This window comes from Stenotrophomonas sp. GD03680 (assembly GCF_029844625.1).
Taxonomy (GTDB): Bacteria; Pseudomonadota; Gammaproteobacteria; order Xanthomonadales; family Xanthomonadaceae; genus Stenotrophomonas; species Stenotrophomonas maltophilia_P.
This window is the reverse complement of record NZ_JAOCKC010000002.1, coordinates 74,821-88,935: the sequence shown is the minus strand read 5'-3', so window position 1 is coordinate 88,935 and position 14,115 is coordinate 74,821. Positions and strand designations below refer to the sequence as shown.

The 14,115-nt window shown below is 61.3% G+C and carries 12 protein-coding genes and 2 pseudogenes; 11 read left to right on the top strand and 3 right to left on the bottom strand.

The features are described 5' to 3' along the window. The gene (locus tag N5J29_RS02825; RefSeq protein ID WP_070489764.1) at positions 1-570 is read right to left on the bottom strand and encodes a heteromeric transposase endonuclease subunit TnsA; all 570 of its coding nucleotides are present in this window, start codon (positions 568-570) and stop codon (positions 1-3) included. A 236-nt stretch (positions 571-806) separates the two neighbouring features. On the opposite strand from N5J29_RS02825, the pseudogene N5J29_RS02820 reads away from it, so the two are divergent. From N5J29_RS02820 to N5J29_RS02795, 6 genes and pseudogenes are all read left to right on the top strand, one after another. Further along, positions 807-995 (top strand): annotated as a pseudogene (locus N5J29_RS02820) (ATP-binding protein); the annotation flags it as partial. Positions 996-1,475: 480 nt separating this feature from the next. Next, positions 1,476-2,567 (top strand): tyrosine-type recombinase/integrase, encoded by a 1,092-nt coding sequence (locus N5J29_RS02815; RefSeq protein ID WP_197599548.1) that lies wholly within the window; start codon positions 1,476-1,478, stop codon positions 2,565-2,567. Then, positions 2,564-4,267, top strand: a complete 1,704-nt coding sequence (locus tag N5J29_RS02810) for a hypothetical protein (protein ID WP_164150546.1) — start codon at positions 2,564-2,566, stop codon at positions 4,265-4,267. Before N5J29_RS02815 ends, N5J29_RS02810 begins: the two co-directional genes overlap by 4 nt. Continuing rightward, positions 4,264-6,141, top strand: a complete 1,878-nt coding sequence (locus tag N5J29_RS02805) for a hypothetical protein (protein WP_021201946.1) — start codon at positions 4,264-4,266, stop codon at positions 6,139-6,141. Before N5J29_RS02810 ends, N5J29_RS02805 begins: the two co-directional genes overlap by 4 nt. A 110-nt stretch (positions 6,142-6,251) precedes the next feature. After that, positions 6,252-6,548, top strand: coding sequence for a hypothetical protein (locus N5J29_RS02800; protein WP_197622619.1), 297 nt, complete (start codon positions 6,252-6,254; stop codon positions 6,546-6,548). 93 nt (positions 6,549-6,641) lie between these two features. Then, positions 6,642-7,121: pseudogene (locus tag N5J29_RS02795) on the top strand (ATP-binding protein); the annotation flags it as partial. Positions 7,122-7,128: 7 nt separating this feature from the next. Here N5J29_RS02795 and N5J29_RS02790 read toward each other — a convergent pair. Continuing rightward, positions 7,129-7,566 (bottom strand): NUDIX domain-containing protein, encoded by a 438-nt coding sequence (locus tag N5J29_RS02790; RefSeq protein WP_164150545.1) that lies wholly within the window; start codon positions 7,564-7,566, stop codon positions 7,129-7,131. A 194-nt stretch (positions 7,567-7,760) separates the two neighbouring features. Here N5J29_RS02790 and N5J29_RS02785 point away from each other — a divergent pair, with 194 nt between their 5' ends. The 4 genes from N5J29_RS02785 to N5J29_RS02770 all read left to right on the top strand — a co-directional run bounded on the left by N5J29_RS02785 (position 7,761) and on the right by N5J29_RS02770 (position 12,144). Beyond that, positions 7,761-8,456: a response regulator transcription factor gene (locus N5J29_RS02785; RefSeq protein WP_053518144.1), complete on the top strand. Its 696-nt coding sequence runs from the start codon at positions 7,761-7,763 to the stop codon at positions 8,454-8,456. A gap of 87 nt (positions 8,457-8,543) precedes the next feature. Beyond that, a complete protein-coding gene (locus tag N5J29_RS02780; RefSeq protein WP_279924098.1) occupies positions 8,544-9,722 on the top strand; it encodes a HAMP domain-containing sensor histidine kinase in 1,179 nt (392 codons plus the stop codon). Between the two features lie 60 nt (positions 9,723-9,782). Continuing rightward, positions 9,783-10,202, top strand: coding sequence for a diacylglycerol kinase (locus tag N5J29_RS02775; protein WP_164150542.1), 420 nt, complete (start codon positions 9,783-9,785; stop codon positions 10,200-10,202). Between the two features lie 49 nt (positions 10,203-10,251). Beyond that, positions 10,252-12,144 (top strand): phosphoethanolamine--lipid A transferase, encoded by a 1,893-nt coding sequence (locus N5J29_RS02770; RefSeq protein ID WP_164150540.1) that lies wholly within the window; start codon positions 10,252-10,254, stop codon positions 12,142-12,144. A 213-nt stretch (positions 12,145-12,357) separates the two neighbouring features. Here N5J29_RS02770 and yidA read toward each other — a convergent pair whose 3' ends face one another. Continuing rightward, entirely contained in the window at positions 12,358-13,191 is an 834-nt protein-coding gene (yidA, locus tag N5J29_RS02765) for a sugar-phosphatase (protein ID WP_164150538.1), read from the bottom strand. Positions 13,192-13,340: 149 nt separating this feature from the next. Here yidA and N5J29_RS02760 point away from each other — a divergent pair, with 149 nt between their 5' ends. After that, entirely contained in the window at positions 13,341-14,003 is a 663-nt protein-coding gene (locus N5J29_RS02760) for an exopolysaccharide biosynthesis protein (RefSeq protein WP_164150536.1), read from the top strand. Positions 14,004-14,115 lie beyond the last annotated feature (112 nt).

The following is a 14,115-nucleotide window of genomic DNA, read 5'->3' as shown; positions in this document are numbered from 1 at the left end:
TTACTCCACCAACTGAATCGGCATCCGCATGCTTAGCGGCTTGGTCAAATCGATATCGAACTCGCCCGCGGCTACCATCTGCCAAAGCGCTGGAATCGCTTGCGCTTGCTCTTCCTTCGGCCAATAGGCGGCTGCGAGCAGGCCTTGGGGTGTTGTGGGACCCACTGCGGTGGCGGTGTACCTCAACTGCGCTTGCCGCAGTAGAAGGGGTGCCAGATCCCGATAGCGCCTCAGGAACTTCACGTTTGCCAGGTAGGGCGTGCGGATATGCCGCTCAGTGACGATCTTGAACTGCCAATCCCGCAGGCGACAGTGGGCCACCGCCGCCTTGAAGCCCGGGCGCAGAGACACCCAATCAGCCCGCAGCTTATCGATCGGTTTGACCTCAAATACGACCGTTGGGAGAACATCTCGATCGTACTCCGCCATCACGTCGGGGGTGTAGCGACGCACTGAAGCCTCATGAATGTACGTAAGGGAGAAAGGCTGCTCCTTTACGGACATAACTGTCCGATCAAAGTCCAGGATGAGAAGCAAGTCGCGCTCCAGTGAGGACTCGAATCCGGCCATCCCGCCACCTTCCAAATTGACCTTCCCGGTAAGGGCGCGGTGGCTATTTTTCAATTTTCGAACGGGAGAATGGGTACGCAGTCTTCTCATTTGATGTGCCCTGCAATGCAGTCTCGTTATTTGATGTGTGCGGTCGCGCTCTCTGTTGTTGAGCATAGACGGGGTGCGCTTGAGTTTAGGGCGCTAACCGGCCCTTTTTCGCGATACGTGTCTATGATTTAGCTAGAAGTGACAGCGGCAATCCGCCCTGCCCCGGCGAGATATCACTGGCGCACCATGGGGTGCTGTTCCTGGACGAACTTCCCGAGTGGAACCGCAGCGCGCTGGAGACCCTGCGCGAGCCGCTGGAATCGGGCCACATCCGCATCGCCCGCGCTGCACGCAGCGTGATGTTTCCGGCGCGGTTCCAGCTGGTCGCGGCGATGATCCGGGTCTGTGCGATCGTTAGAAGTTCAGTACACTGAGATCATTGGGTTAGAACTATCAACGATGTGCAGGGTGTCCCCTGCCGGATCCCTGACTAGCAGCCGAAATGGTGTGGTCTTGATTGATCTTGGGCCTGCTCAGGCACAGCACGGGGAACGGCAGTGGAGCTTGGTGCGTTAGGTGAAACCTATGGCAACACTTGAGGTTCTGCTCGAGGGCCGCGCACCAATTTCCACGATCGTACTTGCGCATCCCGAAGTGCCGGCCTTCACTCATCCGGCTCGCCGGGAAGGTGGCCACGCCGACCGCGGGGCATGCCTAAGTGAAAAGTCATATCAAGAATAAGCAAATCAGCTACCTGATGGCGCCTCAGCAAACACTGAGCGCACTCGGAGCCAACCGGGAACTCGCTCGTGCACCTAATATGGGCCACCTCCGACTTCACGATTCGCGGGCAGCCTTACCCAGGCTTCCCCATCGTGCTCTATGACTCGATGGAGTCAGCCGTGGAGGTAAATCAATTCCTCCGACACTATCTTCTACGCGGAGTGATTGGTTCACGAGGGTCCTGGCCAAGCACAGGTCGAGCGCTCTATGACTACTTTGGCTTCCTCGAGGCTCATGACCTGCATTGGGCTGATGTAGACCGTGGCGAGGAGAAATCGCTCGTTGCCGCTTACCGGGACTATTGCCTGGAGCAAGTGAAGCTTGCCCGACGTACGGTTCGCCAGCGGCTGCACTACGTTTGCGACTTCTACGAGTACTCCCAGAAGCAGACCTGGATTGACCGACTTCCGTTTGGCATCGAAGATCGCACTGTCCGTCGCGAGAACGCAGGCTTCTTGGCGCACACCGATAAGTCTGGGAACACAATTAAGGTTCGCGATGTGATGCCTCGAAACCACAGGCAGTTGCCCAAATTCCTGACCCGAGAACAGGCTCACGCACTACTCGCATGCACTGAGAATCCGCATCACAGGATGATGACCCGGCTGGGACTCCAGACCGGCTTGCGTCGTGAGGAGATCGCTACGTTCCCGCTAGCCTATGTCTTCAACCCAGACGCCAGGCACGGTAGTGCGAGGAACGTCATGGTGGCCCTCGATCCCTCCGACGGAGAGGGCATGATGACCAAGGGCGGCAAGCCTCGAGATATTTGGATTTCGAGGCGTCTTATGAGCGATCTCTATCGCTACAGCGTCCTTGTCCGCGGCGAACTAGCGTCCCTGAGCGATAAGGCCCATCCCACACTCTTCCTGACGCAGGATGGTAGACCTTATGCGAATCATGGAAAGCACATCGAAGTCATCGTACGGAAGAACGGGCTGAAGGCAGGGTTCCGAACGCATCCGCACATGTTGCGGCACACCTACGCCACTCATATGCTTTTAGCTCTTCAGAGGGACAGAGCAGCACAAGCGGTAGAGCCGCTCGTGTTTGTTCAGCGCCAGCTTGGGCATGTCTCCATCGAGACAACCATGATCTACCTTCACCTTGTCAACTCCCTGGTCGATGATGCCGTCCTTGCTTACGACGAAGAGCTGAATGACCTGGTTGATACGCTCTCATGACAGGAAAGCGCAAGGTCCACATCAGGACTGATCTTCATCAGCCTCGGATAGCACAGCACCACGAAGGTGGTCTCCTGAAATCGGGCGATGATGACAGGAAGCCGCCTGCGGCGACGCTGGTGAACTTCGGTTTTAATGCCGTCGGTGCGCGGACCTACGACTTCGCCAGACACTACGCGGTGGGAATAGACGAAATCACCAGCGCCTGTCAGCGTCAAATAGAGCGCTTCCTGTGCAAGCAGGACGCAGAGTTAGAGGTAAGCACGATCGCCGGCTATGCACGCTCTGGGCTAGACACCTTTCTTCCCTACCTGGCTCTGCGCGCAGCCGCTCTCCGGCGCGCCTTGACCCTAGCCGACATAGATCGCGACGTGATAGATGGCTACCTCCGACATCTTGCGGATTCAGGTGCCACCCGCTCAGCGCAGAAGATGCGATACGACAAAACGAAGGCGGTGATCCAAGCGCTTGGTCGCCGCGGGCTTATCCATTTATTCGATGCAGGGACTGAGCGAACCTTTCCGGCGAACCCCTTTCCGAACAGTGCTAGACAGGTCAAGGGCGAGACGCCACTACTGCGAAAAGAGCGCCAAGCGTTCGCCGCGGCAGTTAGGACGGCAGTGATGCCGATCTTCCGGGAGGACGTAAGTGTTACTAGTGAACTGCTGTCATACGCACTTCTGATCATTGCACTCCACACTGGACGCAACACCACTCCTCTTCTTGAAATGGGTGCTGATTGCCTACGGCCCCACCCCAAAGAGAACACAGAGTTCCTCGTCCTCTGGAAGAGAAGGGGCTACAACTCCAGCAAAGTAGCACTTCGTGCAGATGGACAAGACGATCGCACGATTGAGTCAATGCCGGGCGTCAAGGTGCCTATCGTTCGCCTGATCCGGCGAGTGATAGAACTTTCCAAGCCCCTGCAGGCCGAAGCAGAAGCACATCATGCCGGTAGGATCTGGCTCTATCGCAGCCGCCAGCGAGGCAGAAGTGGGTATGTCACTGCGCTGAACGACTCCACGGTCTCCAACGCGATTCAGACCCTCGTCGCTGATGCGGGGCTAGTCGGCGCGGATGGAAAGCCACTGAGGATAAACGTCTCCCGCCTGCGGAAGACGTTCGCCAATCGCATCTTCGAGTTGCTTGATGGTGACCTAGGCAGCACTGCTGTCGCACTTGGCAGCACACCGAGGGTAGCCGGACGCAACTACATGAGGCCGGGAGAACGGTCCAGTCGCAACTGGCAGTTCATGGGCGAGGTGCTTACCCAAGAACTTCTCAGCCGAACGATCGGGGCGACTGAGCGGACGCCAACCGGCCGCTGCACCGACCCAAGCAATACCACGTATTCCTCCACGATAGCCGACGGCGCCGTGTGCTTTTCCTTTCTCGACTGCCTGCGCTGCCGCAACTATGTGGTGACTGGTGAGGATCTCTATCGACTCTTCAGCTTCTACTGGCGAGTTCTCCGTGAGCGGGATCGAATGGATGCCCGCATTTGGGAGAGACACTATGCCCACATTCCTCGACTTATAGAGCGTGATGTCATCGCGACGGGGTTACGGAGGAAGGTCTTCAAGCCGGCGGACGTCGATGCAGCTCGTGAGCGTGCTCGCCACGACCCTCACGCCTTCTGGAGGTTTGATTCTATTGCGTCACTTGACGATTTCCGCCAGCCATTGGAAGAGACTGCATGAACGCAACAGCGTTGCACCAGGTGGACTCAGATGTTCCATCTCAGACCTTCAGTTCCGTTTCACTGAACGCGCATGAGCGAGATCGCCTTGTCATTAGCTCGGCCAAGGTCAATGGCACCTTGGTCACCAGAAGCTTGTATGGGGATGGCACCTGGTTGCTGAATGGTGCCCCGCCCAACGTGGCGAAGGGCCATGCAAGGATTGACTTCTCAAGGGTGCCCGAGGAGTTTCGTGCCGCAGCCAAGGAGCTGATGTACCTGTACCATTTTCGTGGTCGAGAGGGGTCCGGTAAGGCCGCGGCCACCACGCTTGTGGGAGTGTTCGATCAGTCCGTGCAGTTCTTCCGCTATCTTGTGTCGATCAAGGTAGAGGCGCTCTGCGATGTCAGTCCAATGGTATGCGCTACGTATGTCGCCGCCTGCAAGGCAGAGCGTATAGTTCGCAAGGGTGACGGCAAGCCTCTGTCTGCGGAGGCCTTGGGAGGGCGGTTCTCTGCCGTCGAAGTTCTGTACGAGATGAGCTTGCTTACGAACGACCCGATGCCCTCGCACCCGTGGCCAGAAAGCTCGGCCAAGCATCTCGCAGGGCTCACCGGTTCGAGTAAGCGAAGCAAAACACCACTAATTCCTGACGATGTCTTCAGTGCATTGTTTCATGAGGCATGGTCGCTTGTTCAGAGAGGTTCTGCCCTACTTGACCTACGTGACACTCTTGAGGGATTTCCGGATACCTCAGTAGCCTTATCCAGCTCTGGTGCCAATCGAGCCAAGAACCGTCAGCTCAAATTGCTAGGCTGGGATAGAGGCGTTCGAAGCTTCGGAGTAGAGCTGAATAGGCTTCGCACGGCTTGCTACATTGTGGTCGCCAGCCTCTCTGGGTGTCGGAACCATGAGTTGGCGCATCTCCGGTCCTCGGCCTGCTACAGCACGCGAGGCGAAGAAGGTGAGGTCTATTGGTGGATGCGGGGGCGGAGCGATAAGACCGCAGTCGGCGACACCGAATGGATGATACCAACGGCTGCGGTGCAGGCACTAGCGGTCATGGACCGGTGGGCGATACCGCTACAGGAAGAGTTGGTGTTAGAAATCCAACGGATGACTGAGGCGAATCCACTTGATCCCGAAATTGCCGAGGCACAACGACATGTCGGCGCGGTGTTCATCGGCGCTGACAAAGATCGATCGGGCCGGGTACGGATACTGACCGACAGCGCGTGGAACATCGCTCTCACGTCTTTCGCACGGGGTATCGGTCTGAACTGGGTTCTTAGTACGCATCAGTTCCGTCGGAAGTTTGCCAACTACGCTGCACGCAGCCGTTTCGGTGACCTGCGGTATTTGCGCGAGCATTTCAAGCACTGGTCGCAGGACATGACCAATGATGCGTATGCACTCAATGAGTCGCAGGAGATTGAGTTGTATGGGGAGATCCTGGAAGAGCTAGCTGCGATCAAGCAAGGGGTTGCCGACCAATGGTTGAGTCCTGCTGAACCACTAGCCGGCGGCTATGGGGGCAGACTCACCTTCTGGCGGAGCCAGAACGAGAACATCGTTCTTTTCAAGGATCGGGCAACAATGGTCCGGTCAGTGGCGGAGAGCCATGCAATCCGTAGCAACGGGCACGCATGGTGTACTGCAGACGACAATCGGTGTATTGGAAACACTTTCGAGAAGACGCGCTGCAGTGGTTGTGACAATGCGGTCATTGGTAGCGTTCATGCTCATCTCTACCAGCGTCTCTATAGCGATCTCAAGGATGTCGCCAAGTGCGAAGACATTGGACAAGGTGGGCGATTGCGTGTACTTCGCGACCTTGAGCGCTGTCGCAACGTATTGCTTTCCCTGGGACACGATCCGGATGCTCACGCCCAATGACTACGAAACGAAAGCCCGGCGATGCCAGGCGCAAGGATCTTGAGCTTGCAGTCTCGCGAATTCAAAGGGGGCGAGCACGAACAGAAGCTAAGAAGCTCAGCATAACCTCCGTGGCGCATGAGGCTGGCGTCACCCCCGCTTTGATCCACAACCATTATCCAGACATCGCCGAAGCGATCCGCGAGGCCCAAGGCCGGTCGAGCCGGGCGCAGCGGGATGTGAAGCATGAGCAGTTGCTGGCCGAACGTGAGCGGAACCGGGCCCTCCGGGCAGAGAATCAGGCGCTTCGATCCCAGTTGGCTCGGTTGGCGTCCATCAATGAGGTCCTGCAGGCGGAGAACCGCGTCCTTGAAGCCAAGCAGCGCGATTCGAAGGTCGTCGATATCAGGCCCAAGGGCGCTACATAGCCGCTCCTGCGGGTCAGGAAACAGTTAGTTGCGGCAACCCATTGAAACAGCAGCGTAAAATCACTCATAACTGTTAGGACCCACCCGGAACACATGAACCCCTGCCCCTGCGGTTGGGCCGGCGACCGCAGCAACCGTTGCCTGTGCACCGATGAGCGAATTACCCGCTATCGCGCCCGAGTCTCCGGCCCGTTGCTGGACCGCATCGACCTGCACATCGCGGTGACGCGCATGGATGCGGTGGAGCTGCGCGAGAGCACGCCGCTGGGCGAGCCCAGTGATGCGGTGCGCGGGCGGGTGGAGGCTGCGCATGCGCGGCAGCAGATGCGCGGGGGACTCAATGCGCATCTGCCGCCCGCTGCGCTGCGCGCGTGCACGCGGTTGGGCGAGGCCGACCAGGATCTTCTGGAACACGCCATCGAGCGCCTGCAACTGTCAGCGCGCGCGATGCACCGCATTCTGCGCGTGGCACGCACGATTGCCGATCTGGCCGGGTGCGAGAACATCCAGACCGCACATCTGGCCGAGGCGATTGGCTATCGGCAGCTGGATCGGGGGAAGGCGAGCCAGTGATGCTGCGTCATGACCGCAACCGCTCCAGCAATGCCGGCAGCCATTCCGGCTTGAACACGCAGGCAGGCTGCTCTCTCATTTCCTCTGCGCGCCACCACTTCCAGTCCGTGATCGTGGCGTTCTCCTCTTCTGTCCACCCGTCACGTCGAATGGCTGGCTGTGCGGGAGCGTGAACCAGAAAATACGTCTCCAGCCATCGCGCGGGTGTCGAACGGGCGACCGCATAGACGGCGTCCCTTTCCTCAACGAGCCTGCCGATCTGCAGGTTCAGTCCGGTTTCTTCCCGGAGCTCGCGCCGCGCCGCGTCCAGATGGCTCTCGCCCGGCAGAAGTTCACCGCCCGGGGTCGCCCAGAAGGGCGCGTGGTGTTCGTCGTGGTACCGGAACAGCAGAAGCCTTCCGTCTTCATCGACGATCACCAGGCGTGCGGACCGCCTGGTATCCATGATTCCCTCCGTCTGTCGATGCCCGCTGGACCGCACACGATAGGCGAAAGCTCAAGAGATGAAAAAGAACATGCGCAGCTGCTTCATGCCGCAGTCATGGCGTGCGGGCCCTTGGCGGAACGGGCGACGAGGCTTGGCAAACGTCGGTGGATCGGCCAAAGTTCGGGCTTCATGTCTCCTCATGCGCGCGGCCCATGACACGCCTGCTCATCATTGAAGACAATCCCGAGCTGGTAGCCAATCTGTACGCGTTCCTGGAACCACTGGGCTACGTGCTGGACGATGCGCGGGACGGCGCCAGCGGGCTGCGCCGCGCGACGGAGAACGACTATGACGCCGTTCTGCTGGACCTGATGCTGCCCCGCCTCGATGGGATGACGCTGTGCCACAGGCTTCGGCAGGAGTTCCAGAACCCCATACCGATCCTGATGCTCACCGCGCGCGACCAGGTGGACGACCGGGTGCAGGGCCTTGCCCTGGGCGCGGATGATTACCTGGTCAAGCCGTTCTCACTGGCCGAGCTGGATGCCCGCATCAAGGCCCTGGTACGTCGAGCCCAGGGCCGGCAGGTGGACACGGTGATCGCGTGGCAGGAGCTGCAGGTGGATACGCGCTCGCCGCAGGCATGGCGGTGCGGCAAGGCGATCAGCCTTACGCCGACGGCCCACAAACTGCTCGTTTCACTGGTGCGGGCGGCGCCGGCCGTCGTGCGCAAGCAGGAGATGGAGTACCTGATCTGGGGTGACGAGCCGCCTGACAGTGGCGCGTTGCGAACGCATATCCACGAGTTGCGCCTGCAGGTGGATCGGCGCTTCGACTACCCGCTCATCGCAACGGTACACAGCGTAGGCTGGCGTCTTTCCAACCCCGCGCCCGGGCAACCGGAGTAGGTCATGCCGACAGGACCGACGGCGTGGACGTCGATCTATCAACGGATGTCGCTGCGGACGCGCATCACGGTGTCCTTCGTGCTGCTGATGGCCGGAGCCATGTGCTTCATCGCCGTGGTCGAGCTCGTCGACTATGACGAGGTACGCGCCTCGGCGGTCTCAAGGGCGCAGGATGGCGAGGTACGCAGGCTGGAGGATGCGATCCGCCTTGGATCACCACGCGTGGTCACGCATGACAGTCAGCTCTATGACGAGGAGAACGTGCCGACCGTGCTGCGCCAGTATGGTCCCGGTTACCACGGCGAGCCCGCACCCAACGAGTGGCACCTGCGGGTGTTCGACGTCGAGGGCAAGCGCTACTACCTGCTCCAGGACGGCGAGCACTATGCCTACCTTGAACACCTGATCAATGCCTTCGCCGCACTGGTCATCCTGACCTGCGTACTGTGCGCCTACTGGATCGGGCGACTGACGTCGGCCCACGTCATCGCTCCGATCACCCGACTTTCCGAGGCGGTGCAGCGCACATCCAAGCCGTTCCCGTACCAGGACGCGCGCGACGAAATCGGCGTTCTTGCGCGTGCCTTTGCCCAGCATAGCGATGAGCTGGAGCGGTTCCTGCACCGCGAGCGGTGCTTTGCCGGAGACGCCAGCCACGAGCTGCGTACGCCCTTGGCCATCATCGCTGGCGCGGCCGAGACACTGCTTCACCAGTTGCCGCCCAACAGCCATCTGCTGCCCAGCGCCGACCGCATCCTGCGGACCACACAGGAGATGCAGCGCCAGCTGACCTGCCTGCTGCTGCTCTCCAGATCCCCTGCGAGCCTTTCTCTGACCGACGTCCCGTTGCGTGCCATCGTCCAGGAGTGCATGGCACGCTGTGCACCCTGGCTCGCAGGGAAGCCCGTGACACTGCGGCTGGATGCACCAGAGGAGGTCACTGTGGTCACCCATGCGGAGCTGGCGCATTGCGTCGTGTGGAATCTGCTGCGCAACGCCTGCCAGTACACCGACAAGGGCGAGGTCCGCATCGCCCTGCGGGAGGGCGAGCTGGCCATCGCCGACACCGGTCCGGGCCTGCCCCCGACCATCGACCCTGCCCAGTTCAGCAGGTTCCTTCCCAGCGCACGCCAGGATGGCGAAGGGCTGGGGCTGTCCATCGTGCAGCGCGTGGTAGAGCACCTTGGGTGGCAGATGAAGGTGGAGACATCCGCTCAGGGGTGCCGATTCCTGCTTCACCTGTCCTCGCCGCAAGCGCGTGCCTGACACTTTGCTGACATTGCCAGCCACATTCTGGCCACCTTTTCATGGAGAGGCAGGTCAACAATGCAGCAGCAGCACGCACCGCAGGGTGACGGCAAGTACCGACACGGCAGAACCGGATTCCGACGCATCCTGCACACACTGATTCACTCACGCGACGGTTTCATCGCCACATTCCGCGGGGAGGCAGCATTCCGCCAGCTGCTTGTCCTGCACGGCCTGCTCATGACGATCGCCTGTGTGCTGGACATCAGCGCGGTGGAGCGTGCCGTGATGCTGGCCGTCAGCCTGCTGAGCCTCGTGGTTGAACTGCTCAACTCGGCCATCGAGGCGGTGGTCGATCGCATCTCGCTCGAGTACCACCCCCTGTCAAAGAACGCCAAGGACATGGGCAGCGCTGCGCAGACCGTGGTGCTTGTGATGGTCGCGCTGGTATGGGCGGTGATCCTGCTGGGTCCGCATCCGCAGCTGACAACTTCCTGATGAACGCGTCCAGATACTGCGCGCCTCTCTGGCTCCGCAGGATCTGCACGTGCGCGATTGCTTCACGTGGCATCGGCCACATCCGGTAACGCTTGTCTGGCTCTCGGCCGCGTTCTTCGCAACGGCGGGCAACATGGCCCTCTGGAAGAGCCTGTGGTCCATCGTGGAGATCCATGGCTTTCGCAGCGCACTGTTCATCGGCTCGTTGCCATTGCTGCTGTTCTGCCTGTTCAACCTCCTGCTGACACCCGTCGGGATGCTGCCCTTGCTGCGCAAGCCGCTTCTGGCGCTGCTGCTGATCGTCAGCAGCGCCGCCAGCTACTTCATGCTGCATTACGGCGTACTGATCGACAGAAGCATGGTGCAGAACGTGCTGGAGACCAATCAGGCCGAGATGGCTTCCTACTTCTCGCTCCCGCTGGTGCTGTCCGTCCTCCTGCTGGGCGTGCTGCCCTCATGCATCCTGCTGCTCATGCGGACGGGCAATCACGGCCGTCCGCTGCGATCCTCCCTGGTGTGGCTGGCAAACGTTCTTGCCACGATGATGGTGCTCGTCACCATTGCGTTGGGCTTCTACAAGGACTATTCATCGCTGCTGCGGAACAACCGCTATCTGAGGGAACAGGTACTGCCACTGAACATCGTGCGGCACACCTATGGCCATCTCGGCAGCAGCCACCGCGCCCGTCTCCAGCCGCTGCGCACCTTGGCCGACGACGCCGTGCGTGCACAGGGCCCCCGACCCCGGCTGGTGATCCTCGTCGTAGGGGAGACCGCCCGATCCCGGAATTTCCAGCTCAACGGCTACGACAGACCCACCAACCCGATGCTGTCGCGCAAGGACAACGTCATCAGCTTCCAGAGCGTATCGTCCTGTGGGACCGCCACCGCGATCTCCCTGCCGTGCATGTTCTCATCCATGCCGCGCACACGGTTCGATGCGGAGAGGGCCGCGTCGCAGGAGAACGTCCTCGACATCCTGAGGAAGACCGGTGTCGACGTGGTCTGGCGTGACAACAACAATGGCGGCTGCAAGGGCGTGTGTGCGCGGGTGCCGACGGATTACATGGGACAGTTGAAGGTCGACAGCCTGTGTACCAACGACGATGGCACGTGCCTTGACGAAATCCTCCTTCACGGGCTGTCATCGCGCATCGAAGCCATGCAGGGCGACGGCCTCGTCGTTCTGCACCCGCTGGGCAGCCATGGCCCCACCTACTTCCAGCGATACCCCGCAGACGCCCGTCTCTTCAGTCCAACCTGCGACAGCAACCAGATCCAGAAGTGCAGCAATGAAGCGCTGGTCAACACGTATGACAACACGCTTGTCTATACCGATCGCATGCTCGGCAGTGCGATCGACCTGCTGCAGTCCTACTCGGACGACCGCGATGTGGCCCTGATCTACGTTTCCGACCACGGTGAGTCACTCGGCGAGCACGGCCTGTACCTGCATGGAACGCCCTACCTCATCGCGCCACAGGAGCAGACCCAGGTGCCCATGATCATGTGGTTCTCCGCGCAGTTCGCCTCCCATGCAGAACTGGATCCTGCGTGCCTGCGCCGCGATGCGGCTACGCGGGTGTTCAGCCATGACAACCTGTTCCACTCACTGCTGGGCCTGTTCCAGGTCAGTACCACCGAGTATCACGCCGGGCTGGATGTCTTCGCCGGATGCCGCGGGCCATCAGCGGGGTCCGGTCCTCGCGCGATCGCCTGCCCCGCTGCGCGAGGCACCTCTGCCCCGGGCAGCGACGGCTGCCAGACGGCGACTGACGAGACCGTAGAGGTCCTGCAGTTCGGCCGAACGCTCGGCAGTGGTATTGCTGCCGAACATGACCCGCGCGAGCGCGACTTCCTGGGTGTCCGCAGGAAATCGCAGGCGGGTGCGGTAGACCGCCTGCAGAACCAGCCAGGCCCGCCGCAGGCCCCCGCCGGGTAGGGGGCGGACAAGACGCTCATAGACCTGCCAGAACTGATATTCGGCGTCGAGATCGACCCCGGGCACAGCGCAGGGCGCGGGTCGCGGGCATGCTCGGACGCCCGGACGGATCGGTGGTTGGGCGGAATCGGACTGGGCCATGCCAGGAAGCATGACGCGGCAACATTGTGTGAACCTTGCGTCGACGCAGGAGACGGCCTACCGCCCCGGACCCTACCGCAGCACGAAGCGCTCGATCGCGCGCGCCACGCCCTCGTCGGCATTGGTGGTGGTCTCGAAGCGCGCCACGGCCTTCACCGCATCGATCGCGTTGCCCATCGCCACGCTGGTGCCGGCGTACTGCAGCATGGTCAGGTCGTTCTCCTGATCGCCGATGGCCATGACGTTGGCACGGTCGATCCCCAGGTGCTCCGCCAGTTTCTGCAGGCTGGGGCCCTTGCCTGCACGATGATCGAACACCTCCAGGAAGAACGGTGCGCTCTTCAGCACCGCGAAACGCTCGGTCAGCTCACTGGGCAACCGCGCAATGGCCGCATCCAGTACCTCCGGCTCATCAATCATCATCAGCTTGATGAAGGACATGGTGGGATCCATGTCGGCCACTCGGCGGTACGACAGCGGCATGCGCGAGAGGTGCGAGTCGGCCACCGTGTAATGGCTGATGTCCTGGTTGGGCGTGTACATGCGCTGGCTGTCCAGCGCCTGGAAGTGCACGCCCAGTTCGCGCGCCACCTGCTCGCAGAACAGGAAATCGTCAAAGCTGAGCGGGTACTCGACCACCGTTTCACGCGTGCCGATGCGCTGCACCAGGCCGCCGTTGCAGGCGATGCAGTAGTCGTCGTTGCCATCGATGCCCAGTTCGTGCAGGAACGGCGCCAGGCCGGGGACCGGGCGGCCGCTGGTCAGCACGATGTGCACGCCCAGCGCGCGCGCCTCCGCGATAGCCTGCTTGGCGCGTGCGGTGAGCGCGTGGGTGGGATCCAGCAGGGTGCCATCCATGTCGATGGCGACCAGTTCGACGGTCGATTGCCTGCGGCCCATGTCCATTGCGTTCAACTCATGCGGGGCACGCCAGTTTACCCCCTCATGCCCGGTTCACCTCTTTGCCCACGTTGGCCGGGATACTCCCAGAGCCTGTGCGTCCCACACCGCAGGACGGCCCGTTGACCGCCCTTCCCTGGAGAAGCTTGCGACGCATGACCTACCGTGCCCCCGAAACCAACGACAGCGCCCCCTTGGCCCAGCAGATCGAGCAGATGATCGACGAGCTGCCCGGTGACCAGGTCAGCGTCGGCACCTTGCTCGGCGCGCTGGGCGATGAAGGCCTGCTGCTGATCGTGATCCTGCTCTCGGCCATCTTCATCATTCCGGTGTCGATTCCCGGGCTGAGTACCGTATTCGGTGCCTCGATCCTGCTGATCGGCCTGAGCCGGGTGCGCAACCGCCCGCTGTGGGTGCCCCAGAAGCTGGCCCGTCGCGAGATCGCCACCGACAAGCTGAAGGCCAACCTTGGCCGCGCACTGAAGTGGGTGCACCGCATGGAGCGCCTGTCGCGACCGATGCGGCTGGCGGTGATGGTGCGCTCGAAGAAGATGATGCGCCTGAACAACCTGGCCCTGATCGTGGCCACGCTGCTGCTGATGGCGCCGGCCGGGCCGATTCCCTTCAGCAACACGCTGCCGGCACTTGCCCTGATGTCCTTCGCCATCGGCTTCATCCAGCGTGATGGCGCGGCGGTGGCAGCCGGCTATGCCTTCCTGGTCGCCACGGTCGCGTACTTCGGCGTGCTGCTGGGCGGCGTCGGGTTTGCAGCGGAATCGGTGTTCAGCGGGTTCCGCAGCGGTACCACGGAACTGTAGAGCCGAGCCCACGCTCGGCTGCGCTTCGGCCCGTACGCGGAAACCCCGCGCTGCGCGCGTAAGCCGAGCATGGGCTCGGCTCTACCAAAGCCGGATCCAAAGCAGTCGAGCA